Origin of the sequence: Aeromonas sp. FDAARGOS 1402 (assembly GCF_019046925.1) — a bacterium.
In the GTDB taxonomy this organism is placed as follows: domain Bacteria; phylum Pseudomonadota; class Gammaproteobacteria; order Enterobacterales; family Aeromonadaceae; genus Aeromonas; species Aeromonas caviae.
Genome location: NZ_CP077201.1, coordinates 955,994 through 978,925, shown reverse-complemented (window position 1 = coordinate 978,925; position 22,932 = coordinate 955,994). Strand labels below are relative to the sequence as shown.

Below are 22,932 nucleotides of genomic sequence, written 5' to 3'. Positions count from 1 at the left end.
AATGATGGAACAGAAGAAACGGATCTGGGTGGCGGTGGGCGTCATCGAGAACGAACGGGGCGATATCTTCATCGCCAAACGCTCAGCCGATCGCCATCAGGGGGATCGCTGGGAGTTTCCCGGTGGCAAGGTGGAGTCGGGGGAGGATCTGCTCACCGCGCTGGACAGGGAATTGTGGGAAGAGATCGGGATCCGGGTGCAGGATTGTGCCCCCTTCATGGAGCTGCACCACGACTACCCCGACAAGCAGGTCTTGCTGGATATCTGGAAGGTGACCCGCTTCCACGGCGAGCCCTTTGGCAAGGAGGGGCAGGAGTGCCGCTGGGTGCCACTGGCCTCGCTGCACGAATACCGCTTCCCGGATGCCAACGGCCCCATCGTCGCGCGGTTGCAGGCCTCGCTTGCCTGAAAGGATCGATACCAACGAAAAAGGGCCTGAGGGCCCTTTTTTGATCGTGAAGTGTTTATTGCCAGGGATCGCCCTGTTCCGGGTCGGGCAGCAGATCCGGGTTGATCTCGCCCGGGATGCGCTTCTGTTCATCCGCCCACTCGCCGAGGTCGATCAGCTGGCAGCGCTTGCTGCAGAAGGGGCGAAACGGGCTCTGCGGACCCCATTCGATCTCGCTCTGACAGGTCGGACACTTTACCTTGGTCACCATGGGGCGCTCCTCAACAACAGGCGAGCTGGAAGGAGACGTCGCCTATCTGCTGCTCCGTCGTCGGCAGGAAGCGCAGGGCGAAGCGGTTCTTGTGGCCGCTCAGGGTCGGATAGCAGGGCTGGGTGCCCGCCAGACGGATGCGGATCAGTTCAGCCCCTTCGGCAGTATCCTGGAAGAAGCCGTTGGTGGCCACCTGGTCGCTGAAGTTGCCCGACTCGCGCCACAGGCGCAGCAACAGGGAGATGGCGTTCATCAGCAGGGTGATGTCACTCAGCCATTGCTGCATCTGCTGGTGGCGGGTGACGGCCGGGGTCGCCAGCCAGTGGTGCAGTTGCGGCACATCGAAGGCGCACAGACCACCCGGAATGGAGAAGCGCTGACGAATGGAGCCGAGCAGGCGATCCTCTTTCAGACGGGCACCGGGGCGCGGGGAGTTCAGCAGGTTGCGGGAGAGCTGGGTACTCTCTTGCTGCATCCGCTGGATCTGCTCGAGATCGACGTCAGGCAGACTGGCCCAGTGGCTCAGGCGTTGGCCGAGGCGCTCCAGATCCTTGATGAGATCGGCACGCAGGTCACCACGCTCCAGCAACTCCTGCAAATCGAACAACCCCTTGAAGAAGGCGATATGTGCCCAGGACTGGTCACTCTCCAGATTGTCGCGGATCTGGGAAAACAGGGACTCCAGACGAAGATAGGTCCGGCTTTTTTCATTGAGGGGAAAATCGTAAATCATGCCTAATCCTGGCCAGCCATAAACCGGCCTAGTGTACTCACAGTTGCTGGGCTTGTTGAGAGGCAAATGCCAGATATGTCTGGTGCAGGGCGAAAATTCGCTGCCAGATGGTCTCACTCGTACCACTCTGGTTGTCCAGGACGTCGTCGGCCATCGCCAGGCGCTCGCTGCGGCTCGCCTGGGACGCCAGTATCGCCTGGGCCTGTTCCCGACTGACGCCATCGCGGCGGCAGGTACGCTCGATTTGCGTCGCTTCGTCCACATCGATCACCAGTACCCGATCGGCGAGGGAAGTGAGCCTGTTTTCCACCAGCAAGGGGACGACCAGCAGGCAGTAGGGGGAGCGGGTTGCCGCACACTGGCGCAGCATCTCGGTGCGGATGAGGGGATGGAGCAGGGCATTGAGCCACTCCTTGGCCTGCGAATCGGTGAAGATCCGCTCTCGCAGCCGGCGGCGATCGAGCTGGCCATCGGGGGCAACGACATCCGGGCCAAAATGGGCGGCGATGGCAGCCAGAGCAGGGGTGCCGGGCTCCACTACCTCGCGGGCGATGATGTCCGCATCCACCACCTCGATGCCCAGCTCGGCAAAGCGGTTGGCAACCGTGGTCTTGCCGCTGCCGATTCCCCCTGTGATTGCGACTACATACATGGGTCAGAGATCCTTTTGCTAGAGCACGACATCAAGATACCAGCGGGTGATGCTATCGCCCCACAGCAGCGTTATCCAGCCCGCGATGGCGAGATAAGGGCCAAAGGGAATGGGTTTGCCCTGGTGGTGGTTGCGCAGCAGGATGAGACCGATGCCGATGATGGCGCCCGCCAGCGAAGAGAGCAGCAGCACGATGGGCAAGGCTTGCCATCCCAGCCAGGCGCCCAGTGCCGCCAGCAGTTTGAAGTCGCCATAGCCCATCCCTTCCTTGCCGGTCAGCAGCTTGAAGGCCCAGTAGAGGCTCCAGAGCACCAGATAACCCGCCATGGCGCCGACCACCCCATCGGCCAGGGGCACGAAACCGCCCGCCAGATTGAACAGCAGGCCACCCCAGAGCAGGGGCAGGGTGAGCTGATCCGGCAAGAGCATCTTGTCCAGGTCGATGAAGGTCAGTGCGACCAATGTCCAGGTGAGCAACAAAGCGGCAAGGGTGCCCCAGCCGGGGGCAAGCGCGGCTGCTACCGAGACCGACAGCAGGGCGGTGAGCAGCTCGACCAGGGGATAGCGAGCCGAAATGGAGGCGTGGCAGTTGCGGCAGCGCCCCCTGAGCCATAGCCAGCTCAGTAGGGGAATGTTCTCCAGCGCCCCTATGGGGTGGTCGCAGTGGGGGCAGCGGGAGCGAGGTACCATGAGGTTGTATCGTCCGGTTGCAGGAGGAGTCTCTTCACCGTCACCGAAATAGTCGCTGTATTCGGCATGCCAGGCCCGCTCCATCATGATGGGCAGGCGATGGATCACCACGTTCAGGAAGCTGCCCACCATCAGGGAGAAAAGGAAAATCAAGGAGAGATAGAGCCAGGGCAAGCCCTGGGCCAGTTCGATCAAAGGCACCATAGATCAATCGCTTGTGTCGGGAACGGGGATGACAGATGGCCGGGGGAAATGCACCGCCCGGCCCTCTGTCGAGAGGGTCAGTGTATCACAGAGCCCAGCTTGAAAATGGGGAGGTACATGGCTACTACCATGCCGCCGACCAGCACCCCGAGCACCACCATGATGATGGGTTCGAGCAGGCTGGTGAGGCCGTCGACCATGTCGTCCACCTCCTGTTCGAAAATGGCGGCGACCTTGGAGAGCATGTCGTCGATGGCGCCGGATTCCTCACCGATCATCACCATCTGGGTCACCATGTCGGGGAAAAGATCCACGGTGCGCATGGCGACGTTGATCTGCATGCCGGCCACCACCTCGTTGCGAATGGCCATGGTCGCAGTGCGATAGACATAGTTGCCGGATGCTCCGGCCGCCGAAACCAGGGCATCCACCAGCGGGATACCGGCGGAGAAGGTGGTGGAGAGAGTGCGGGCAAAGCGGGCCATGGCCGCCTTGTGCAGTATGTTGCCCACAACGGGAATGGTGAGGATGAACTTGTCCGTGTTGTCCCTGACCTTCTGGGATTTTCGCCAGGCCCGCACATAGAGGAAGACGGCGAGAGCAGCGCCGCCAAAGATGGCGTACCACCACTCCTGCATAAAGCGGGAGATGGCGATGACGAACCGGGTAAAGGCGGGCAGCTCGGCACCGAAGCTCTTGAAGATATCCTCGAACTGGGGAATGACGAAGAGCAGCAGGATGGAGGTGACGACGATGGCCACCAGAATGACCATGGACGGATAGAACATGGCCTTCTTGATCTTGGATTTGAGGGCTTCGTTCTTCTCGCGGTAGATGGCGATACGGTCGTAGATGGTCTCCAGGGCACCGGATTGCTCCCCGGCCTCGACCAGATCGCAATAGAGGTCGTCGAAGTGGCGGGGATGGCGGCGCAACGCCTCCGAGAGCGGGGTGCCCGTTTCCACATCGGCGGCGATCTGGCCGATGAGCTCGCGCACCGCCGCTTTCTCGTGGCCGCGAGCAATGATCTGAAGACTCTGCACCAGAGGCACGCCGGCGGAGAGCATGGTAGTGATCTGGCGGGAGATGACGGCGATGTCCATCGGCTTGATCTTGGCGCCGCCCTTGGAGAAGAGCCCCTGGCTCTGCTTGCTGACCCTGGTGACGTTGACGCCCTGCTTGCGCAGCTCGGCCTTGACGGTGGTGATGCTGTCGGCTTGCAGCTCGCCGGAGACCTTCTGTCCCTTGCGGTTGACGCCGTGCCAGCGGTAGGAGAAGACTTTTTTCGGTGCGTTGCGTTTTTGAGCTATTGTGGCCATCACTGCATCCTGCAATTGGGCGACGGTGGCCGGATGTTGCTGCCTGTCCGGCTCATCTTGGCTTGAAGAAGGTCATCGGGGTGATGGCAGCGGCTTCACCCGGCGAGATGACTCGGGCACTGCGAACTCAGTTGGTGGTGATCCTGTTGATTTCGGCCAGACTGGTGACGCCAAGACGCGCTTTCTCGAGGCCGGATGTGCGCAGGGTGCGCATCCCTTCCTTTTGGGCTATCGCGGCAATCTGCAGCGAGTTGGCTCCCTGCATGATGAGTTTGGCGATGTTGTCGGACATCAGCATGATCTCATAGATGCCGACCCGGCCTCTGTAGCCTCCCGAGCACTCCTTGCATCCCACGGGCTTGAACAGCCGCAACCCGGCGGCCAGTTGCTGCTGGGTGAAGCCCAGCTCCAGCAACTCGGCTTCCGGCACCACTTCCGGCGCCTTGCAGTGATCGCAGAGTTTGCGGGCAAGGCGCTGGGCCATGATGAGGGTGACCGAAGAGGCGATGTTGAAGGCCGGCACCCCCATGTTCATCATCCGGGTGAGCGTTTCTGCCGCCGAGTTGGTGTGCAGGGTGGAGAGCACCAGGTGACCGGTCTGGGCGGCCTTGATAGCAATCTCGGCGGTTTCCAAATCCCGTATCTCCCCCACCATGACGATGTCGGGATCCTGGCGCAGGAAGGAGCGCAGGGCGCTGGCGAAGGTGAGCCCCGCCTTGGGATTGATCTGCACCTGGTTGACGCCGGGCAGGTTTATCTCGACCGGATCTTCGGCGGTGGAGATATTGACCTCGCTGGTGTTGAGGATGTTGAGGCCGGTATAGAGTGAGACCGTCTTGCCTGACCCCGTCGGGCCGGTCACCAGGATCATGCCCTGAGGTTTGGAGAGGGCGTGCAGGTATTGCGTCTTCTGCCGGTCGTCAAAGCCGAGTTGATCGATATTGAGCCGGGCGGCCGAGGAGTCCAGCAACCGGATCACGATCTTTTCGCCCCACATGGTGGGCAGGGTGTTGACCCGCATGTCCATGGATCTGTTGCGTGAGATCTTGAGTTTGATCCGGCCATCCTGGGGCAGGCGCCGTTCGGCAATGTCGAGCCGTGCCATCACCTTGAGGCGAGCCGCGAAGCGGTTGGCCAGGTTGACCGGCGGCGTGGCGACTTCGTGCAGTATGCCGTCTACCCGAAAGCGGATCCGGTACTTGGTCTCGTAGGGTTCGAAATGCAGGTCGGAGGCCCCGCGCTTGATGGCATCCATCATGATCTTGTGGATGTATTTGACGATGGGGGCATCATCGTCTGCGGTGTTGACGCTCTCGTCGAGGCGGGAACTCTCGTCGGAGACCTCGAGTTCGGAGATCTCGGCCTCGTCGATATGATCCATGCCCAGGGTATCCTGCTCGCTCTCCATCAGCTTGCCGATGGCGGCGGTCAGCTTGCTCTCTTCGACCAGCAGGGCTTCCGTATGCAGGCCAAAACTGAAACCAAAGTCCTCCAGAGCCGACACATTGGTCGGATCGGACATGGCGATATAGAGGGTATGCCCCTGGGTGTAGATGGGCAGGACATGGTGCTTTTCAATCAGCTTTTGATTGAGGTATTTCTGCGGGATCTCGGCGAGATCAAAGGCCGCCAGATCAAGCAGAGGTACCCCATATTCCAGCTCGCAGAAATCGGCGAGGGCTTTGCTGTCGAGGATGTCGTTTTCAATCAGGAAGGTGACAAAGGGCTTGCGCTGCGCCTTGGCCTGGCTCAGATAGCGCTGTGAGTCCGGCTCACTGAGGAGGGAAGAAGCGGCCAGGCTGGTGGCCAGGCCGCTATTGAGGCTAGAGGTCATTAGTTAGGGCAATAGTCAGTATTAGCTGTACCATCTTCTTTCGCGCAGCTTCCTGACCAAGCAATGGGGATATTACTTGCGTCCCCTGTGAGCTTGTATGTTTCACCTTCTGTGAGTGGTGACTGATCTGCGCTTGCTGCTGCCGTAATCGTGTAGTTATTACCGGTTACATCAACAGCAATAGTTGGAAGTCCAGTTGAGGCTGCTGCAGAAGGTGTCACATTCGCTATACCATTGGTGCCTGGGGTACAGTCAGCCACACTTTTTGTTTGCACACACACCTCGATCGCAGTTTTTTGAGCTCCTGTTGCTGTGACTAATTCGGTCATCTTGGCTTTCCGGCTGTAATTTTGATACGCAGGCATAGCGATGGCGGCGAGGATGGCGACGATCGCAACGACGATCATCAATTCGATTAGCGTAAACCCTGACTGTCTTTTCATGTGAAATATCCTTTTTTCCATGTTTCCTGATAAGCACCGGTGGAATGCTATCCACGCTGGTATCTTATCCGAGCGCTTCGGGTTGGCAACAGAGGCGGGGACCTTGTTAGCCACTTTTATGTCATTTAGTGAAATGTGTAGAAAAATCAAAGATTAAATGGCTTCCATTGGCACTTGTTATGAGGCGGGAGGGCCCATCTTCACACTCCTTATGTCGTGGGATCCTGCATAAAGAAAAGGCGCCGATGGCGCCTTTTGCAAGTTTCGAGCCCTGTAATATTTTTGGGCACGAGCAACGGATGGGGCTTGCTCAAGCCTCGACAAAGCGCATGGAGAGATCCAGTGCCCGCACATGCTTGGTCAGCGCTCCCACCGAGATGAAGTCGATCCCGGTCGCGGCGTATCCGGCAAGGGTATCGAGGGTGACGTTGCCGGAGACTTCCAGCTTGGCTCTGCCCTGATTGAGGCGAACGGCTTCCTGCATCATGGGGATGTCGAAGTTGTCCAGCATCACGATGTCGGCCCGTGCGGCCAGGGCCTGCTCCAGCTCGGCCAGGGATTCGACCTCGACTTCCACCGGTTTGTCCGGATTGAGACGGCGCGCTTCGCTGATTGCTTCAGCGATGCCACCGCAGGCGAGAATGTGGTTCTCCTTGATGAGGTAGGCATCAAACAAACCGATACGGTGGTTTTTGCCGCCCCCGCAGGTGACCGCATATTTCTGGGCGCTGCGCAGGCCGGGCAGGGTCTTGCGGGTATCGAGCAGGCGGCAGTCAGTGCCTTCCAGCTCGGCCACATAACGGGCGGTCAGGGTGGCGACCCCGGAAAGGGTCTGCACGAAGTTCAGCGCATTGCGCTCGCCGGTCAGCAGCACGCGGGCGGGGCCATGGAGGCGGAACAGCTCCTGATTGGGGGCAAGGCGTTCACCATCTTGCACTTTCCACTCGACCTTCACTTCGCCACCGAGCTGGGCAAACACCTCGTCGACCCAGGGCTGGCCGCAGAAGACGCCCGCCTCGCGGGTGATGACTCGCGCGGTCGAGATGCGATCAGCCGGGATCAGCTGGGCCGTGATGTCGGCGCTGGCATCCGGTTGATCCAGCGCGGTGAGGGCATCGCCCAAGTCTTCGAGAAGTGCGGCGCGCACGGCGCGGCGGATGTCCTGTTGTAACATGCCTTATTCCTGCAAGGGTCTGAGAAGCAATTGCCTGTCTTTCTGGCGCAATTCCAGCCTGCCCAGGGCATTCATGCCCACCAGGATCTCCTCCCCGTCGGCAGCCGGATTGATAAAGACTGACAAATCGTACAGGGTCAGCGGACCCATCGCCAGACTTTCGATCCGGCCGGTTTCGACCTGGATCTCTCCGGCTGCCGTATTGACACGGCTGCGGCCCGTGGCGACGAGGCCGAGCCGGGCGGCCACCTGGCTCGGTATGGTCACCCGGGTTGCTCCTGTGTCCAGCAGCAGTTGCACCGGCTGGTCGTTGATGGCACCCTCCAGACGATAATGGCCGCTGGCATCGGCCCTGAGCAGCAGATCGCCGCTGGCGGTCACCGACGGTTGTTCACGACCATGAAAGTAGAGGGTCAGCAGACCCAGCAGCGAGAGCCAGGTGAGCAGCCAGAGACGGCGTGCCATCGGGTGCATAGTGTGTCCCATATCGCGCGAGTGAATGGCTCAGCCTAACATAGCGTTATCCATGAATTCAGAGACTTGTTCCCAGTTTTCCCATCCCGCCAGAGGCACATCGCTTCCATTTGTGAGTCGAGCAGACGATGACACAACCCACAACCCTGTTTTCCATCGATCGAGAAGGATGGTGCGAGCAGGCCCGCAAGGTGCCTTCCCCCCATCACAATGAGAGGCTCAGCCCGGAGGATGTCTCCTTGCTGGTGATACACGGCATCAGCCTGCCCCCCGGGCAGTTTGGTGGCCCCTTTATCGACGATCTGTTTCTGGGGCGGCTCGATCCCGGTGCTCACCCCTATTTCGCCGGTATTCATCAACTGAGGGTCTCGGCCCACTGCCTGATCCGCCGTGATGGGGAACTGGTACAGTACGTGCCTTTTGGCGCCAGGGCATGGCATGCGGGAGTCTCGAGCTGGGAGGGGAGGGAGGCGTGCAACGATTTTTCCATCGGGATCGAACTGGAAGGGACCGACGAGCTTCCCTACAGCGACAAGCAATACGAGGTACTGTCGGACCTCAGCCGGGCGATTGTTCACCGTTATCCCGCCATCACGGCGGACCGTATTGTCGGCCACTGCGACATCGCGCCGGGCCGCAAGACGGATCCGGGTGACAGTTTCGAATGGCCTCGCTATCGGGAAAAGCTTCACTTTGAGTGAAAAATCTAAAAATTATTTTGTGTTTTTAGAATCAATGGCTTGCCTTGTCTGGTAAGCCATTTTTCATGCTGTTGAGCAAATGTTATCGGTGAGCAAGCTCACAAATATTGGTCAGACCATTTTCTATGAGCTATATCATGATTCCGCGTTTTTACCCCCAAAGTGGCAACCTAGCTTCTTGATTCAGATCATCTTTTGGGTGGACTTTTTTCAAGCCCTCTGCTAATTTTCGCCCCAACCATAAAATTGGTAATACCAATTTAACAAAGTAGCCTCATGCCCTATATCAAGATAACTCAGCCCAAGCTGGCCGACGCCATCGTCGCCGAGCTGGAAAGCATGATTCTGGAAGGCAGCCTGCAGCCGGGCCAGAAGTTGCCGCCCGAGCGGGAACTCGCCATCCAGTTTCAGGTGTCGCGCCCTTCCTTGCGCGAAGCCATCCAGCGCCTGGAAGCGAGAGGACTCTTGTATCGTCGTCAGGGCGGTGGCACTTACGTACAAAATGCCCTGAGCAAGGGGATCGCCGACCCCCTGTTCGAACTGCTCAGCACTCACCCGGAAGCCCAGTACGACCTGCTGGAGTTTCGTCACGCGCTGGAAGGCATCTGTGCCTACTATGCGGCGCTGCGGGGCACCGAGGCTGATTTCGAACGGATTCGCCTGGCGCAAGCCGCCATCGAAGAAGCCGGTCAGCAAGGGTCGCTGGTGGTCGAATCGGCCGCCGTGACCCAGTTCTATCTGGCCGTGGCCGAGGCCTCCCACAACGTGGTGCTGCTGCATCTGTTGCGGGCCATGGGCCCCATGCTCGAGCAGAACATTTTACGCAATAACGAAATTTTGAATCGCCGTCCGGGAGTGGTCGCCAAGATCCGTCGCCATCGTGCGAGCCTGATCGAGGCTATCCTGTCGGGGGCTCCGGAGCGGGCCAGGGCTGCTTGTCATGAGCACCTGGCCTTTATCGAGGACACCTTGTTGGATATGCAGAGGGAAGACAGCCGGATCCAGCGATCCATGCGTCGGATCCGTCAGCAGGAAAACTAATCCCACAAGGCTTTCTTAATTGTCGAATGCTTGCGCCCTTCGCCGTGCAATGCCGTGCAATCACAACAACATAGGAACCAGCCATGTCTGATATCCTGAAGAACGATGTGGACCCGATAGAAACGCTGGAGTGGCTTGCCTCTCTGGAATCCCTGCTGCGTGAAGAGGGTCCGCAACGCGCTCAGTTCATCCTTGAACAGTTGGCCGAGAAAGCCCGCGCAAGCGGTGTGGACGTGGCTGCCAAGGCAAACCGCGACTACATCAACACCATCCCGTCCAGCGACGAGCCGGCTTACCCGGGCGACCTGGAAATGGAACGCCGCATTCGCGCCATCATCCGCTGGAATGCCATGATGATCGTGCTGCGCGCCTCCAAGAAAGACCTGGACCTGGGTGGTCACATGTCTTCCTTCGCTTCTTCCGCGACTATCTACGAAGTCTGCTACAACCACTTCTTCCGTGCCCGCAACGAGAAGGACGGTGGCGATCTGGTCTACTTCCAGGGTCACATCTCCCCGGGCATCTACGCCCGTGCATTTGCCGAAGGTCGCCTGACCGAAGAGCAGCTGGACAACTTCCGTCAGGAAGTGGATGGCAAGGGTATCCCTTCCTACCCGCACCCGAAACTGATGCCGGAATTCTGGCAGTTCCCGACCGTTTCCATGGGTCTGGGCCCCATCGCCGCCATCTATCAGGCGCGTTTCCTGAAGTACCTGACCGACCGTGGCATCAAGGATTGCTCCGAGCAGACCGTTTACGCCTTCCTGGGTGATGGCGAGATGGACGAGCCGGAAGCCAAGGGTGCCCTGACCGTTGCCGTGCGTGAAAAGCTCGACAACCTGGTGTTCGTGGTAAACTGCAACCTGCAGCGTCTGGATGGTCCGGTTGTCGGCAACGGCAAGGTCATCAACGAGCTGGAAGGCCTGTTCGCCGGCGCTGGCTGGGACGTGACCAAGGTCATCTGGGGTCGCAAGTGGGATGAGCTGCTGAAGAAAGACACTTCCGGCAAGCTGATCCAGCTGATGAACGAGACCGTGGACGGTGACTACCAGACCATGAAGTCCCGTGACGGTGCCTACGTGCGCGAGCACTTCTTCAACCGTTACCCGGAAACCGCCGCGCTGGTCAAAGACATGACCGACGAGGAGATCTTCGCCCTGAACCGCGGTGGTCACGACCCCCGCAAACTGTTCGCCGCCTTCTCCAAAGCAGCACAGACCAAGGGCAAGCCGACCGTGATCCTGGCCAAGACCATCAAGGGCTATGGCATGGGCGAAGCGGCCGAAGGCAAGAACATCGCTCACCAGGTCAAGAAGATGGATCTGGGCTCCGTGCGTCACCTGCGCGATCGTTTCAACCTGCCGGTCACCGACGAGCAGCTGGAAAACCTGCCGTACCTGAAGATCGAAGAGGGTACCGAAGAGCACAAGTACCTGCACGCCCGCCGTGCCGCACTGAAGGGCTATGTACCGACCCGTCTGCGCGAGAGCACCACCAAGCTGGAAATCCCGGCGCTGGATGCCTTCGGTCCGCTGCTGGGTGAACAGGCGCGCGAAATCTCCACCACCATGGCGTTCGTGCGTTCCCTGAACGTGATGCTGAAAGACAAGTCCATCGGCAAGCGCATCGTCCCGATCCTGGCTGACGAAGCCCGTACCTTCGGTATGGAAGGCCTGTTCCGCCAGATCGGTATCTACAGCCCGCACGGTCAGCAGTACACCCCGCAAGACCGCGACATCGTCTCCTACTACAAGGAAGACAAGCAGGGTCAGGTTCTGCAAGACGGTATCAACGAGCTGGGCGCCATGTCCTCCTGGCTGGCTGCTGCCACCTCTTACAGCACCAACGACTGCCCGATGATCCCGTTCTACATCTACTACTCCATGTTCGGCTTCCAGCGGATCGGCGACATGGCGTGGGCAGCCGGTGACCAGCAAGCCCGTGGCTTCCTGCTGGGCGCGACCTCCGGTCGTACCACTCTTAACGGAGAGGGCTTGCAGCACGAAGATGGTCACAGCCACATCCTGGCCAACACCATCCCGAACTGCATCTCCTACGATCCGTCCTACGCCTATGAAGTGGCGGTGATCGTACAGGACGGCCTGCGCCGCATGTACGGTGAGAACCCGGAGAACGTGTTCTACTACATCACTACCCTGAACGAGAACTATGCCATGCCGGCCATGCCGGAAGGCGCCGAGGAAGGCATTCGCAAGGGTATCTACAAGCTGGAAACCGTGGCCGGCACCAAGGCCAAGGTACAGCTGCTGGGTTGTGGTTCCATCCTGGGTCACGTGCGCACTGCCGCCCAGATCCTGGCCAGCGAGTACGGCGTGGGTTCCGACGTGTTCAGCGTCACCTCCTTCAACGAACTGGCTCGTGACGGTCAGGACGCGGATCGCTGGAACATGCTGCACCCGACCGCCGAAGCGCGTGTGCCCTACATCGCTCAGGTACTGGGCAGCGAAGCCACCATTGCCGCGACCGACTACATGAAGTCCTTCGCCGATCAGGTGCGTGCCTTCGTTCCGACCGAGAACTACCGTGTACTGGGTACCGACGGTTACGGCCGCTCCGACAGCCGTGCCAACCTGCGTCGTCACTTCGAAGTGAACGAGTTCTACGTAGTGGTTGCTGCCCTGACCGAACTGGCCAAGCGCGGCGAGGTAGACAAGCAGGTTGTGGCCGAAGCCATCGCCAAGTACGGCATCGATGCCGACAAGGTCAACCCGCTGTACGCGTAAGAGGATTGAGTGTCGCGCCGGGTATCCGGCGCGACCTTGCCTGGGTTTAAACGGATAACGCGGGATGCGCGTGGTGATGCTCAGGCTGCCACGCGGATGCACGCAAGAGGATAAAGCGCAATGTCCAAACAGATTATGGTGCCGGATATCGGTGCCGATGAAGTTGAAGTCACCGAGATCATGGTGGCCGTGGGTGACAAGGTCGAACTGGACCAGTCCCTGATCGCCGTGGAAGGTGACAAGGCCTCCATGGAAGTCCCGGCCCCCGCCGCCGGTATCGTCAAAGAGATCCTGATCAAGGTGGGCGACAAGGTTGCCACCGGTTCCCAGATCATGGTCTTCGAAGCCGAGGGTGCTGCCGCACCGGCTCCGGTCCAGGCTGCTGCCCCGGTTGCTGCCGCGCCGGCCACCGCTCCTGCTGCTGCTCGCCAGGACGTCAACGTGCCGGACATCGGTGGTGACGAAGTCGAAGTGACTGAGATCATGGTTGCCGTGGGCGACATGGTTGAAGCCGATCAGTCCATCATCGCCGTGGAAGGTGACAAGGCCTCCATGGAAGTGCCGGCACCGTTCGCCGGTCGCGTGGTCGAGATCAAGGTTGCCGCCGGCGCCAAGGTTTCTACCGGCTCCCTGGTGATGGTCTTTGAAGTGGCGGGCGCTGCCCCGGCCGCTGTTGCCGCGCCGGCTCCTGCTGCTGCCCCCGTGGCTGCCGCTGCTCCGGTTGCCGCCGGTGCCAAGGACGTCAACGTGCCGGACATCGGCGGTGACGAAGTGGAAGTGACCGAAATCATGGTCGCCGTGGGTGACAAGGTTGAAGCCGACCAGTCCCTGATCACCGTGGAAGGTGACAAGGCCTCCATGGAAGTGCCTGCGCCGTTCGCCGGTGTGGTCAAGGAGATCAAGGTGAAGGCGGGTGACAAGGTCTCCACCGGTTCCCTGATCATGGTATTCGAAGTGGCGGGTGCCGCTCCGGCTGCCGTGGCTGCTCCGGCTCCTGCCGCAGCGCCCGTTGCTGCCGCTCCGGCTGCCGCCGCTCCTGCACCGGTTGCCCAGGCTGCTGCCGCCTCCGATTTCGTCGCCAACGACGCCTACGTCCACGCCTCCCCGGCTGTACGCCGTCTGGCGCGCGAGTTCGGTGTCAACCTGGCCAAGGTGAAAGCCTCCGGTCGCAAGGGTCGCATCGTCAAAGAAGACGTGCAGGCTTACGTGAAGGATGCGGTCAAGCGCGCCGAGTCCGCTCCGGCTGCCGGTACCGGCACTGGCAACGGCATGAGCGTCGTGGCCTGGCCGAAGGTTGATTTCAGCAAGTTCGGCCCTGTCGAAGAGCTGGAACTGACCCGTATCCAGAAGATCTCCGGTCCTGCCCTGCACCGCAACTGGGCCATGATCCCCCACGTCACCCAGTTCGACGAAGCCGATACCACGGATCTGGAAGCGTTCCGCAAAGAGCAGAACATCCTGGCCGAGAAGCAGAAGCTGGACGTGAAGATCACCCCGCTGGTGTTCATCCTGAAGGCGGCCGCCAAGGCCCTGGAAGCCCATCCGCGCTTCTGCAGCGCCCTGTCCGAAGACGGCAGCAAGCTGATCATGAAGAAGTACATCCACATCGGTGTGGCGGTGGATACCCCCAACGGTCTGGTGGTTCCGGTGGTTCGCGACGTCAACAAGAAGGGCATCCACGAGCTGTCCCGCGATCTGGCCGAGATCTCCAAGAAGGCCCGTGCCGGCAAGCTGACCGCTGCCGACATGCAGGGCGGTTGCTTCACCATCTCCAGCCTGGGTGGCATCGGCGGTACCAGCTTTACCCCGATCGTCAACGCGCCGGAAGTGGCCATCCTGGGCGTCTCCAAGTCCGAGATGAAGCCGAAGTGGAACGGTAAAGAGTTCGTGCCGCGCCTGATGCTGCCGCTGGCTCTGAGCTACGACCACCGCGTCATCGATGGCGCCGACGGTGCCCGCTTCATCACCACCCTGAGTGGTGTGTTGTCCGACATCCGTCGACTGGTCCTGTAAGTGAGAGGGCGGGCCCAGAGCCTGCCCTTTTTACTTCTCATTTCGTTAACAGGATTGTAAACTTGCCCCGTTTTTTTCACGGCTGCAGCCGCCTCGTTCTGGTTTAAGACTGCGCTGTCCGGGGATATAAGAACGACAAAGAGGTCATGATGAGTAAAGAAATCAAAACCCAGGTCGTAGTACTGGGTGCTGGCCCTGCCGGTTATTCCGCTGCCTTCCGTGCGGCTGACTTGGGTCTGGATACCATTATCGTCGAGCGTTACTCCACCCTGGGTGGCGTCTGCCTGAACGTGGGTTGCATCCCGTCCAAGGCACTGCTGCACGTCGCCAAAGTCATTGAAGAAGCCAAGGCGCTGGCCGAGCACGGCATCGTCTTCGGTGCCCCGCAGACCGACATCGACAAGGTGCGTCTGTGGAAAGAGAAGGTCATCAACCAGCTGACCGGCGGTCTGGCTGGCATGGCCAAGATGCGTAAAGTCCAGGTCGTGAACGGCTTCGGCAAGTTCACCGGCCCAAACACGCTGGAAGTGGAAGGCGCCGACGGCAAGACCACCGTCACCTTCGACAACGCCATCATCGCCGCCGGTTCCCGTCCGGTGAAGCTGCCGTTCATCCCCCATGACGACCCCCGCGTATGGGACTCTACCGATGCGCTGGAACTGACGACCGTTCCTGGCAAGCTGCTGGTCATCGGTGGCGGCATCATCGGTCTGGAGATGGGTACCGTGTACTCCTCCCTGGGTTCCGAGATCGACGTGGTGGAATTTGCCGACCAGCTGGTACCGGCTGCCGACAAAGACATCGTCAAGATCTACACCAAGCGCGTTGCCAAGAAATTCAACATCATGCTGGAGACCAAGGTCACCGCCGTTGAAGCCCGTGAAGACGGTCTGTACGTCTCCTACGAAGGCAAGCACGCCCCGGCAGAGCCGGTTCGCTACGACAACGTGCTGGTTGCCGTTGGCCGTGTGCCGAACGGCAAGATGCTGGATGCCGAGAAGGCCGGTGTTGCCGTCAACGAGCGCGGTTTCATCGAAGTCGACAAGCAACTGCGTACCAACGTCGCCCACATCCACGCCATCGGCGACATCGTCGGTCAGCCCATGCTGGCCCACAAGGGTGTACACGAAGGCCACGTGGCGGCCGAAGTCATCGCCGGCAAGAAGCACTACTTCGACCCGAAAGTGATTCCGTCCATCGCCTATACCGAGCCTGAGATGGCCTGGGTGGGTCTGACCGAGAAGGAAGCCAAGCAACAGGGTCTGAACTTCGAAGTCGCCACCTTCCCGTGGGCTGCTTCCGGTCGCGCCATCGCGTCCGACTGCTCCGACGGCATGACCAAGCTGATCTTCGACAAGGAGAGCGGCCGCGTCATCGGTGGTGCCATCGTGGGTACCAACGGCGGTGAACTGCTGGGTGAAATCGGTCTGGCCATCGAGATGGGTGCCGACGCCGAAGACATCGCGCTGACCATCCACGCTCACCCGACTCTGCACGAGTCTGTGGGTCTGGCTGCCGAAGTGTTCGAAGGCTCCATCACCGACCTGCCGAACGCCAAGGCCAAGAAGAAAAAATAATCTTCTGCCCGTTTCATAAGAAAAGCCGCTCCATGGAGCGGCTTTTTGTTGTCTGTCTTTCGGCACCCTGCGGTCAGCAGCGCCCCTTCTTGGCCTGTCCCGGTGGGCAGAAGGTACCGTAGCCTCCGCGATCCCCATCGCTGACCCGGATCCGGGTATCGTCCACGCTCACATCGGCCCCGTGCACCCGCACGGGCCCGCTGCTGCAGGCACTGAGCAGCCCCCCCAGCACTATCATCACGACCAGCTTGCCCATCATACCTCCTCGCGTTTTCCTGATTATGAGGCATGTGGCAGGGCGGTGGGAGACGACGTATCCCCCGTGCGTCACGGCTTGCCGTGGTCATGAAGAAGGGCGCCGAAGCGCCCTGGTGCGGGTCAGGAAGAGGTGCCGGACGCTCAGAGGCGGAAGTTGCCGACCAGCTTGTCGAGCTCGCCGGAGAGGTGCTGCAGGTTGCGGCTCGACTCGGTCAGGTGATGGGCGATATCGGCGGTCTCCATGGTGAGCTGGTTGATGTCCTCCACGTTGCGGTTGAGTTCGCCCACCACGCTCGACTGCTCTTCGGTGGCGGTGGCGACCTGGATGTTCATGTCGCTGATCTGGGTGATGTGTCCGGTGATCTGGTCGAGGGCGCCGTTGGCCTCGTCGGCCTGGGTCACCACCCGCAGGCTCTGGTTGCGGCCCTGGGCCATGGCGCTGACGGCGCGGGCGCTCTGCTCCTGGAGGCTGTTGATCATGCCCTGGATCTCGGCGGTGGAGGCGGCGGAGCGGCTGGCGAGGTTGCGCACCTCGTCGGCCACCACGGCGAAGCCACGGCCCTGCTCGCCGGCGCGGGCGGCCTCGATGGCGGCGTTGAGGGCCAGCAGGTTGGTCTGCTCCGAGATGCTGCGGATGGTGTCGAGGATGCTGCCGATGGAGTCGGTCTGGCTCGCCAGGGACTCGATGACCCCGGCGACCTGTTCGATTTCACCGGAGAGGCCGACGATGCCGTGACGGGCCTGGGCGACGACCTGGGCCCCTGCATCGGCCTGCTCGTTGGCCTGCTTGGCGACGTCGGCGGCGAGAGACGCATTCCCTGCGATCTCGGTGACGGTGGCCCCCATCTCGTGGATGGCGGTGGCGACCTGGACGGTGCGATCCCGCTGGGCGGTGCAGTTGTGCTGGGTGAGCTGGGCCTTGGCGGCCACCTCGCTGGCGGTGGCCGCCACCTGGCGCGAGTTGCTCGCCACCTGCACGATGGCCCCGTGGATCCGGGTCACGAACTGGTTGAAGCTGTGGGCAATCTCGGCCAGCTCGTCCTTGCCGGTAAGACTGGCGCGGCTGTCGAGGGCGAGGTGGCGGGCCACCTCGCCAATATGGGATTGCAGGAAGGAGACCCGGCGGCGCAGCCCGATGAGGATGAGGGTCGAGACGAGCAGCGAGATGGCGATGGCGATGACGATGATGGCGATCATCTGGGTACGACCGCTGTCATAGCTGTTTTCGCTCAGGTCGTTGCGATGCTGGGCCTGACCTATCAATCCGTCGAGCAGCTCATTGGCGCCCTTGCGCATGACCCCGTAGCTCTGGCTGTAGCGATCCCGGTAGATGGCGCGTGCCTCGTCCATCTTGTTGTCAGAGAGCGCCTGCAACATGGGGGTCAGCTCCTCCCGCTCCACCCGGGTGAATTGATCGAGCAGGGTCTGGGCTCTGGCCCGGGCGTCGGGATCGACCTGGGCCTTGACGGCCTGCTCCATGGCCTGGCGCATCTCGGGAATGTCTTCCTCGCGGGTCTCCTTGACCCGGGTCAGCACCCCCTTTTCGTCGCGCAGGGAGGTGTCCTGCAATAGCATCATGTCGATGCCGACGCGCATGCGCGGGATGCGGGAGGCCACTTCCGCCATGGCCCGCATGGGGGTGGCGGTATTCTGGAACAGCTCTTCGGCCTGCTGCCTGATGTTGTCCATGCTGCGCAGACTGGCGGCGCCAACCAGCAGCAGGGCGAGACAGGGCACGGTGACGGCCAGGATCAGTTGGGTTTTGATGGTGAGGTTGCCTGCCAGCATGTTGACTCCTTGGTGTGTTGCTGTGTCGCTACTGTAGCGGCTTGTCATGACGGTTCGCAGTCATGGGGGTCGGTATTCCCTGTCGACCCGGTGAAAAAAGGGCGCCGCAGCGCCCTTTCATCTTATAACCGGAAGTTGCCGACCAGCTTGTCGAGCTCGCCGGAGAGCTGTTGCAGGCTGCGGCTGGACTCGGTCAACTGGTGGGCGATATCAGCGGTCTCCATGGTGAGCTGGTTGATGTCCTCCACGTTGCGGTTGATCTCCCCGACCACGCTGGACTGCTCTTCGGTGGCGGTGGCGACCTGGATGTTCATGTCGCTGATCTGGGTGATGTGCCCGGTGATCTGGTCGAGGGCGCCGTTGGCCTCGTCGGCCTGGGTCACCACCCGCAGGCTCTGGTTGCGCCCCTGGGCCATGGCGCTGACGGCGCGGGCGCTCTGCTCCTGGAGGCTGTTGATCATGCCCTGGATCTCGGCGGTGGAGGCGGCGGAGCGGCTGGCGAGGTTGCGCACCTCGTCGGCCACCACCGCGAAGCCACGGCCCTGTTCGCCGGCGCGGGCAGCCTCGATGGCGGCGTTGAGGGCCAGCAGGTTGGTCTGCTCCGAGATGCTGCGGATGGTGTCGAGGATGCTGCCGATGGAGTCGGTCTGGCTCGCCAGAGACTCGATGACCCCGGCCACCTGCTCGATCTCACCGGAGAGGCCGACGATACCGTGGCGGGCCTGGGCGACGACCTGGGCCCCTGCATCGGCCTGCTCGTTGGCCTGCTTGGCGACGTCGGCGGCGAGAGACGCATTGCCGGCGATCTCGCTGACGGTGGCTCCCATCTCGTGGATGGCGGTGGCGACCTGAACGGTGCGATCCCGCTGGGCGGTGCAGTTGTGCTGGGTGAGCTGGGCCTTGGCGGCCACCTCGTTGGCGGTGGCGGCGAGCTGGCGGGAGTTGCTCGCCACCTGCTCGATGGAACCGTGGATCTTGGCGACAAAGTTGTTGAAGCCGGTCGCCACCTGGGCCAGTTCGTCACGGCCATCGACCTTGAGGCGATGGGTGAGGTCGCCATCACCACTGCCGAGTTCGCGGAACAGGCGGGCCAGTTCGTTGAGGGGGCGGCTCACTGAGCCCGCCAGGAGAACGCCGAGCAGCCCCATGCCGACGGCGATGGCCAGGCTGACCAGCACCATGTGCAGGCGCGCTCTGTCCAGTTCGGCATAAATCTCGGCCTCCGGCACCTGGGCCACCAGATACCAGTCGAGCAGGGGGATGTAGCTGCTGGCCAGGATCACGGGCTGGCCGTCGACCTCGGCATGGGTGGCGGCAAAGGGCTGCTTGTTGAGCAGGTTGGTGCTACTGCCGCTGGCCAGCTGGGTCAGGTTGTCCCGATCGATGCGGGCGGCGTCGGGGTGCAGCTTCACCTTGCCGCTGCCGTCTGTCATGAAGACGAAGCCGCTGTCGCCGATGCGAAAGTTGGCGAGCATGCTGACCATGCTGTCGAGGGATTTGGCGAGGCCAGCGAGGCCGCGTCCGTCGAGTTGCTGGAAGTTGACGAACAGTTTCACCTCGCCGTTGCTCTCCCGAAAGATGCTGAGCATCAGATCCTGGCGGCTCTTGGTGTAGTCATAGAACCAGTTGTCCTGCTCGTGGTTCAGGATGCGCAGAAAACCGTCCTGGTTGTAGTAGGCGGCACTCTGACGATCGGCGAAGGAGGCGGTGACCAGACCATACTGGCTCGTCATGTCCTTGAGCTGGTTGATGAGGATGGACTCCTGCTCCTTGGGCATGCCGCGCTCGACCCAGTCCAGCACGAAGCGGTCGTTGGCAAGCTGTCTGGCGGCATTGGCGACCGAGGTGAGATCCTTTTCGATCTCCTTGCCGATGCGCTGGGTCAGGTTGGGCAGCTCCTGCTCGAACATGCGGTCCTCGATCAGCTGCTGGGCAGAACGCTGGCTGAAATAGCCCACCAGCAGGCAGGAGAGGGCCACGGCGAGGATGACGGTGGCCAGAATTTTCTGTTTCAGTGTCAGGCTTGCGAACATAAGGGTGACTCGGAAGTGTGAACCAGGGTTGAACTCATAATAGCGGCTGATTTGGCGCGCTCTTGAGGCGGCGGGGGCCTTTATTGTCGATTAACGTTTGCGCTCACACCCGGATTGGGCTGGATTGGCGCCCGATTTTGCCTAGACATCGTCGCAAGCGGGGCGACCCCTCGCCAGCACCCCGGCTTGCGGTTAAAGTGCTTGCACTTATAGTAGGCTGCACCTGACTGGCGGCCTGCCCGCTCGACTCGCACCGGATTTATGGACTCTCATATGCGCATCTTTCATCGGGGATGGACCCACCTGCTCGTGCTCCTGCTGGCGACCCTGCCGTTCATGGCGGCGGCCGGAGCCAATGATCCCGCGCCTTCGGCCAGAAACCCGGGGGCAACCAAGATGGAGCGTCCGAGGATCGCCCTGGTACTGAGCGGCGGCGGTGCCAAGGGGTCGGCCCATATCGGGGTGCTCAAGGTGCTGGAGGCAAAGCACATCCCGGTGGACATCATCGTCGGGACCAGCATGGGCTCCTATGTGGCGGGCATGTATGCCATGGGGCTCAGCGCCGAGGAGGTGGAGCGCACGACGCTGGCCATCGACTGGAACAAGGGCTATCAGGACAAGGTGGGGCGCGACGAGCTCTCCCTGCGCAAGAAGCAGCAGACCGAGAAGTACCAGCTGCGCACCGACATCGGGGTCAACGGTGACCAGACCCAGCTGCCGGACGGCTTCTTCCAGGGACAGTCCATGGCCAGCCTGCTGCGCCACGCCACCTCCAACCTGCCGGCGCAAAAGAGCTTCGACAACCTGCCTATCCCCTATCGCGCGGTGGCGACCGACATGGAGACGGTGACCCCCTTCGTGCTGGATCACGGCAGCCTCGCCAAGGCGATGCAGGCCTCCATGTCCATTCCCGGTGCCCTCAAGCCGGTGGACTGGGACGGCCGCATCCTGGCCGATGGTGGCACGGTCAACAACATGCCGGTGGACGTGGCCAAGGCCATGGGGGCCGACGTGGTGATCGCGGTGGACATCAGCGCCAAGCTGCGTACCCGGGAGTCCCTCAAGTCGGGATTGGCCATGATCGATCAGCTCACCACCTACATGACCCAGGTGGGGACCGAAAAGCAGAAGGCGCTGCTCGGCCCCAGGGACATCCTGCTGACCCCCGAGTTCGGCAACATGGGGATCGCCGACTTCGCCCTGATGCCGGAGGGGATCAAGATCGGGGAGGCGGTCGCCAACAGTGCAGCGGCCCGGCTCGATGCGCTCTCTCTCTCGCCCGCCGCCTACGCCGACTATCGCAACGGCAAGCTGAGCCGGCGCGCCGAGCGCAGTGGCCAGCCCGCCTACTACATCGACAAGGTGGAGATCATCAACAAGTCGCGCCTCTCCGACGACACGGTGCGGGCCATGCTGAACGTGCGTCCGGACAAGGTGCAGACCTACGAGAGCCTGGAGGCGGGGATCCGTCGCCTCTACGCCCTGGAGTCGTTCGATCGCATCACCTACGAGGTGGAGGAGCGGGACGGGGAGAACGTGCTGGTGGTGGACGCCAGCGAGAAGAACTGGGGGCCAGGTTATCTCAACTTCCAGCTCGGTTTCTCCGATGACTTCGAGAGCAGCTCCAACTACAACGTCGGCATGTCCTACACCCTGACCAACGTGAACGACTGGGGAGGCGAGTGGCTGACCGAGGCGTCCCTCGGGACCGCCAAGCACCTCAAGACCGACTTCTACACCCCGCTGGAGCCCTCCCAGACCTACTTCGGCGAGACGAGCCTGGCCTACGACAAGACCCAGCGACGCGTCTTCTTCCCGGAAGAGAGCAGGTCCTCGTCCGGGGTCAGCTATCTGGACTCCGAGTACAGCTTCACCAGCGTGGATCTCGCCGTCGGCTGGAATCGCCAGCCCTGGAGTCGCTTCTCCCTTGGGCTGGAGGGCAAGATCGGCAGCGTGGAGATCCAGAACCTCACCAACGCGGATGCCGATGCCTCCGCCTGGGGCCCCTACATCCGCTTCGAGCACGACACCCTCGACAGCCGCTACTTCCCCTATCAGGGGGTCTACTGGGACATCAAGGGGGGCTACTCCTACGTCGATCTCGACCCCGCGGACGCGCCCTCCGAGCAGGCCGAGGGGGTGAATTACCGGCTGGTGATGATCAAGCCCTGGTCCTGGGACAGGCACAGCCTCAACCTGATGCTGGAAGGGGGCGGCTCAAGCTCCCAGGAGACGGTACCGCTGTTCGTGCAGGATCTGGGCGGGCTGTTCCGCATGTCCGGCTTCCAGCATTACCAGTTGAGCGGTCGCTACAGCCTGTTCGGCGGATTGCGCTACATCTACCGGGTGGCGGACAACGATTTCGGTGCCTTCAAGGCGCCCCTGTTCCTCGGGGGCTCCCTCGAGCAAGGGGGGGTCTGGGACAAGGGAGAGGACATCAGCATCGAATCCTCCTATACCTCGGGTTCCCTCTATATGGGGGTGGAGAGTTTCCTCGGTCCCATCTTCCTCGGCTATGGCGTGGCGGAGGGGGGGCACGACATGTTCTATCTGCAATTGGGCACTACGTTCCAATAAGGGCGAAATGCTGCCTTT

General features: G+C 61.4%; 19 protein-coding genes. 7 read left to right on the top strand and 12 right to left on the bottom strand.

Annotated elements, in window-relative coordinates:
• Window positions 1–4 precede the first annotated feature (4 nt).
• Entirely contained in the window at window positions 5–409 is a 405-nt protein-coding gene (gene mutT / locus I6L32_RS04690; RefSeq protein WP_171864957.1) for an 8-oxo-dGTP diphosphatase MutT, read from the top strand.
• Window positions 410–464: 55 nt separating this feature from the next.
• On the opposite strand, the gene yacG is transcribed toward mutT, so the two are convergent.
• The 9 genes from yacG to I6L32_RS04645 all read right to left on the bottom strand — a co-directional run bounded on the left by yacG (window position 465) and on the right by I6L32_RS04645 (window position 8,182).
• Complete coding sequence (yacG, locus tag I6L32_RS04685; protein ID WP_039040499.1) at window positions 465–659, bottom strand: DNA gyrase inhibitor YacG; 195 nt, start codon at window positions 657–659, stop codon at window positions 465–467.
• Between the two features lie 10 nt (window positions 660–669).
• On the bottom strand, window positions 670–1,392 hold the full coding sequence (zapD, locus tag I6L32_RS04680; RefSeq protein ID WP_010675825.1) for a cell division protein ZapD: 723 nt from the start codon (window positions 1,390–1,392) through the stop codon (window positions 670–672).
• A gap of 37 nt (window positions 1,393–1,429) precedes the next feature.
• Window positions 1,430–2,044, bottom strand: coding sequence for a dephospho-CoA kinase (gene coaE / locus I6L32_RS04675; RefSeq protein WP_201921352.1), 615 nt, complete (start codon window positions 2,042–2,044; stop codon window positions 1,430–1,432).
• 18 nt (window positions 2,045–2,062) lie between these two features.
• Window positions 2,063–2,938 carry an A24 family peptidase gene (locus I6L32_RS04670; protein ID WP_201921354.1) on the bottom strand — a complete coding sequence of 292 codons (876 nt, stop codon included), beginning with the start codon at window positions 2,936–2,938 and terminating at the stop codon, window positions 2,063–2,065.
• 77 nt (window positions 2,939–3,015) lie between these two features.
• A complete protein-coding gene (locus I6L32_RS04665) occupies window positions 3,016–4,257 on the bottom strand; it encodes a type II secretion system F family protein (protein ID WP_216944752.1) in 1,242 nt (413 codons plus the stop codon).
• Between the two features lie 127 nt (window positions 4,258–4,384).
• Complete coding sequence (gene tapB / locus I6L32_RS04660; protein ID WP_041213997.1) at window positions 4,385–6,091, bottom strand: PilB family type IVa pilus assembly ATPase TapB; 1,707 nt, start codon at window positions 6,089–6,091, stop codon at window positions 4,385–4,387.
• The gene (locus I6L32_RS04655; protein ID WP_080988740.1) at window positions 6,091–6,534 is read right to left on the bottom strand and encodes a prepilin-type N-terminal cleavage/methylation domain-containing protein; all 444 of its coding nucleotides are present in this window, start codon (window positions 6,532–6,534) and stop codon (window positions 6,091–6,093) included. Before I6L32_RS04655 ends, tapB begins: the two co-directional genes overlap by 1 nt.
• Before the next feature lie 310 nt (window positions 6,535–6,844).
• Window positions 6,845–7,708 carry a carboxylating nicotinate-nucleotide diphosphorylase gene (gene nadC / locus I6L32_RS04650; RefSeq protein WP_042864860.1) on the bottom strand — a complete coding sequence of 288 codons (864 nt, stop codon included), beginning with the start codon at window positions 7,706–7,708 and terminating at the stop codon, window positions 6,845–6,847.
• A 3-nt stretch (window positions 7,709–7,711) separates the two neighbouring features.
• A complete protein-coding gene (locus I6L32_RS04645; RefSeq protein ID WP_049637199.1) occupies window positions 7,712–8,182 on the bottom strand; it encodes a TIGR02281 family clan AA aspartic protease in 471 nt (156 codons plus the stop codon).
• Window positions 8,183–8,310: 128 nt separating this feature from the next.
• On the opposite strand from I6L32_RS04645, the gene ampD reads away from it, so the two are divergent.
• The 5 genes from ampD to lpdA all read left to right on the top strand — a co-directional run bounded on the left by ampD (window position 8,311) and on the right by lpdA (window position 16,258).
• On the top strand, window positions 8,311–8,883 hold the full coding sequence (ampD, locus tag I6L32_RS04640) for a 1,6-anhydro-N-acetylmuramyl-L-alanine amidase AmpD (RefSeq protein ID WP_039040507.1): 573 nt from the start codon (window positions 8,311–8,313) through the stop codon (window positions 8,881–8,883).
• 276 nt (window positions 8,884–9,159) lie between these two features.
• Complete coding sequence (pdhR, locus tag I6L32_RS04635; protein WP_010675815.1) at window positions 9,160–9,924, top strand: pyruvate dehydrogenase complex transcriptional repressor PdhR; 765 nt, start codon at window positions 9,160–9,162, stop codon at window positions 9,922–9,924.
• A gap of 83 nt (window positions 9,925–10,007) precedes the next feature.
• Entirely contained in the window at window positions 10,008–12,668 is a 2,661-nt protein-coding gene (aceE, locus tag I6L32_RS04630) for a pyruvate dehydrogenase (acetyl-transferring), homodimeric type (RefSeq protein ID WP_039040509.1), read from the top strand.
• Window positions 12,669–12,788: 120 nt separating this feature from the next.
• Window positions 12,789–14,681 (top strand): pyruvate dehydrogenase complex dihydrolipoyllysine-residue acetyltransferase, encoded by a 1,893-nt coding sequence (gene aceF / locus I6L32_RS04625; RefSeq protein WP_216944751.1) that lies wholly within the window; start codon window positions 12,789–12,791, stop codon window positions 14,679–14,681.
• A gap of 149 nt (window positions 14,682–14,830) precedes the next feature.
• Window positions 14,831–16,258 carry a dihydrolipoyl dehydrogenase gene (lpdA, locus tag I6L32_RS04620; RefSeq protein ID WP_010675812.1) on the top strand — a complete coding sequence of 476 codons (1,428 nt, stop codon included), beginning with the start codon at window positions 14,831–14,833 and terminating at the stop codon, window positions 16,256–16,258.
• Between the two features lie 73 nt (window positions 16,259–16,331).
• Here the strand turns inward: lpdA and I6L32_RS04615 are convergent, their stop codons facing one another.
• The 3 genes from I6L32_RS04615 to I6L32_RS04605 form a co-directional block, all read right to left on the bottom strand.
• The gene (locus I6L32_RS04615; RefSeq protein WP_017779057.1) at window positions 16,332–16,514 is read right to left on the bottom strand and encodes a hypothetical protein; all 183 of its coding nucleotides are present in this window, start codon (window positions 16,512–16,514) and stop codon (window positions 16,332–16,334) included.
• Between the two features lie 143 nt (window positions 16,515–16,657).
• Window positions 16,658–18,304 carry a methyl-accepting chemotaxis protein gene (locus I6L32_RS04610; protein ID WP_124243695.1) on the bottom strand — a complete coding sequence of 549 codons (1,647 nt, stop codon included), beginning with the start codon at window positions 18,302–18,304 and terminating at the stop codon, window positions 16,658–16,660.
• Window positions 18,305–18,426: 122 nt separating this feature from the next.
• Entirely contained in the window at window positions 18,427–20,337 is a 1,911-nt protein-coding gene (locus I6L32_RS04605; RefSeq protein ID WP_109421779.1) for a methyl-accepting chemotaxis protein, read from the bottom strand.
• 273 nt (window positions 20,338–20,610) lie between these two features.
• On the opposite strand from I6L32_RS04605, the gene I6L32_RS04600 reads away from it, so the two are divergent.
• Window positions 20,611–22,914: a patatin-like phospholipase family protein gene (locus tag I6L32_RS04600; RefSeq protein WP_041211778.1), complete on the top strand. Its 2,304-nt coding sequence runs from the start codon at window positions 20,611–20,613 to the stop codon at window positions 22,912–22,914.
• The last annotated feature ends 18 nt before the right edge of the window (window positions 22,915–22,932 follow it).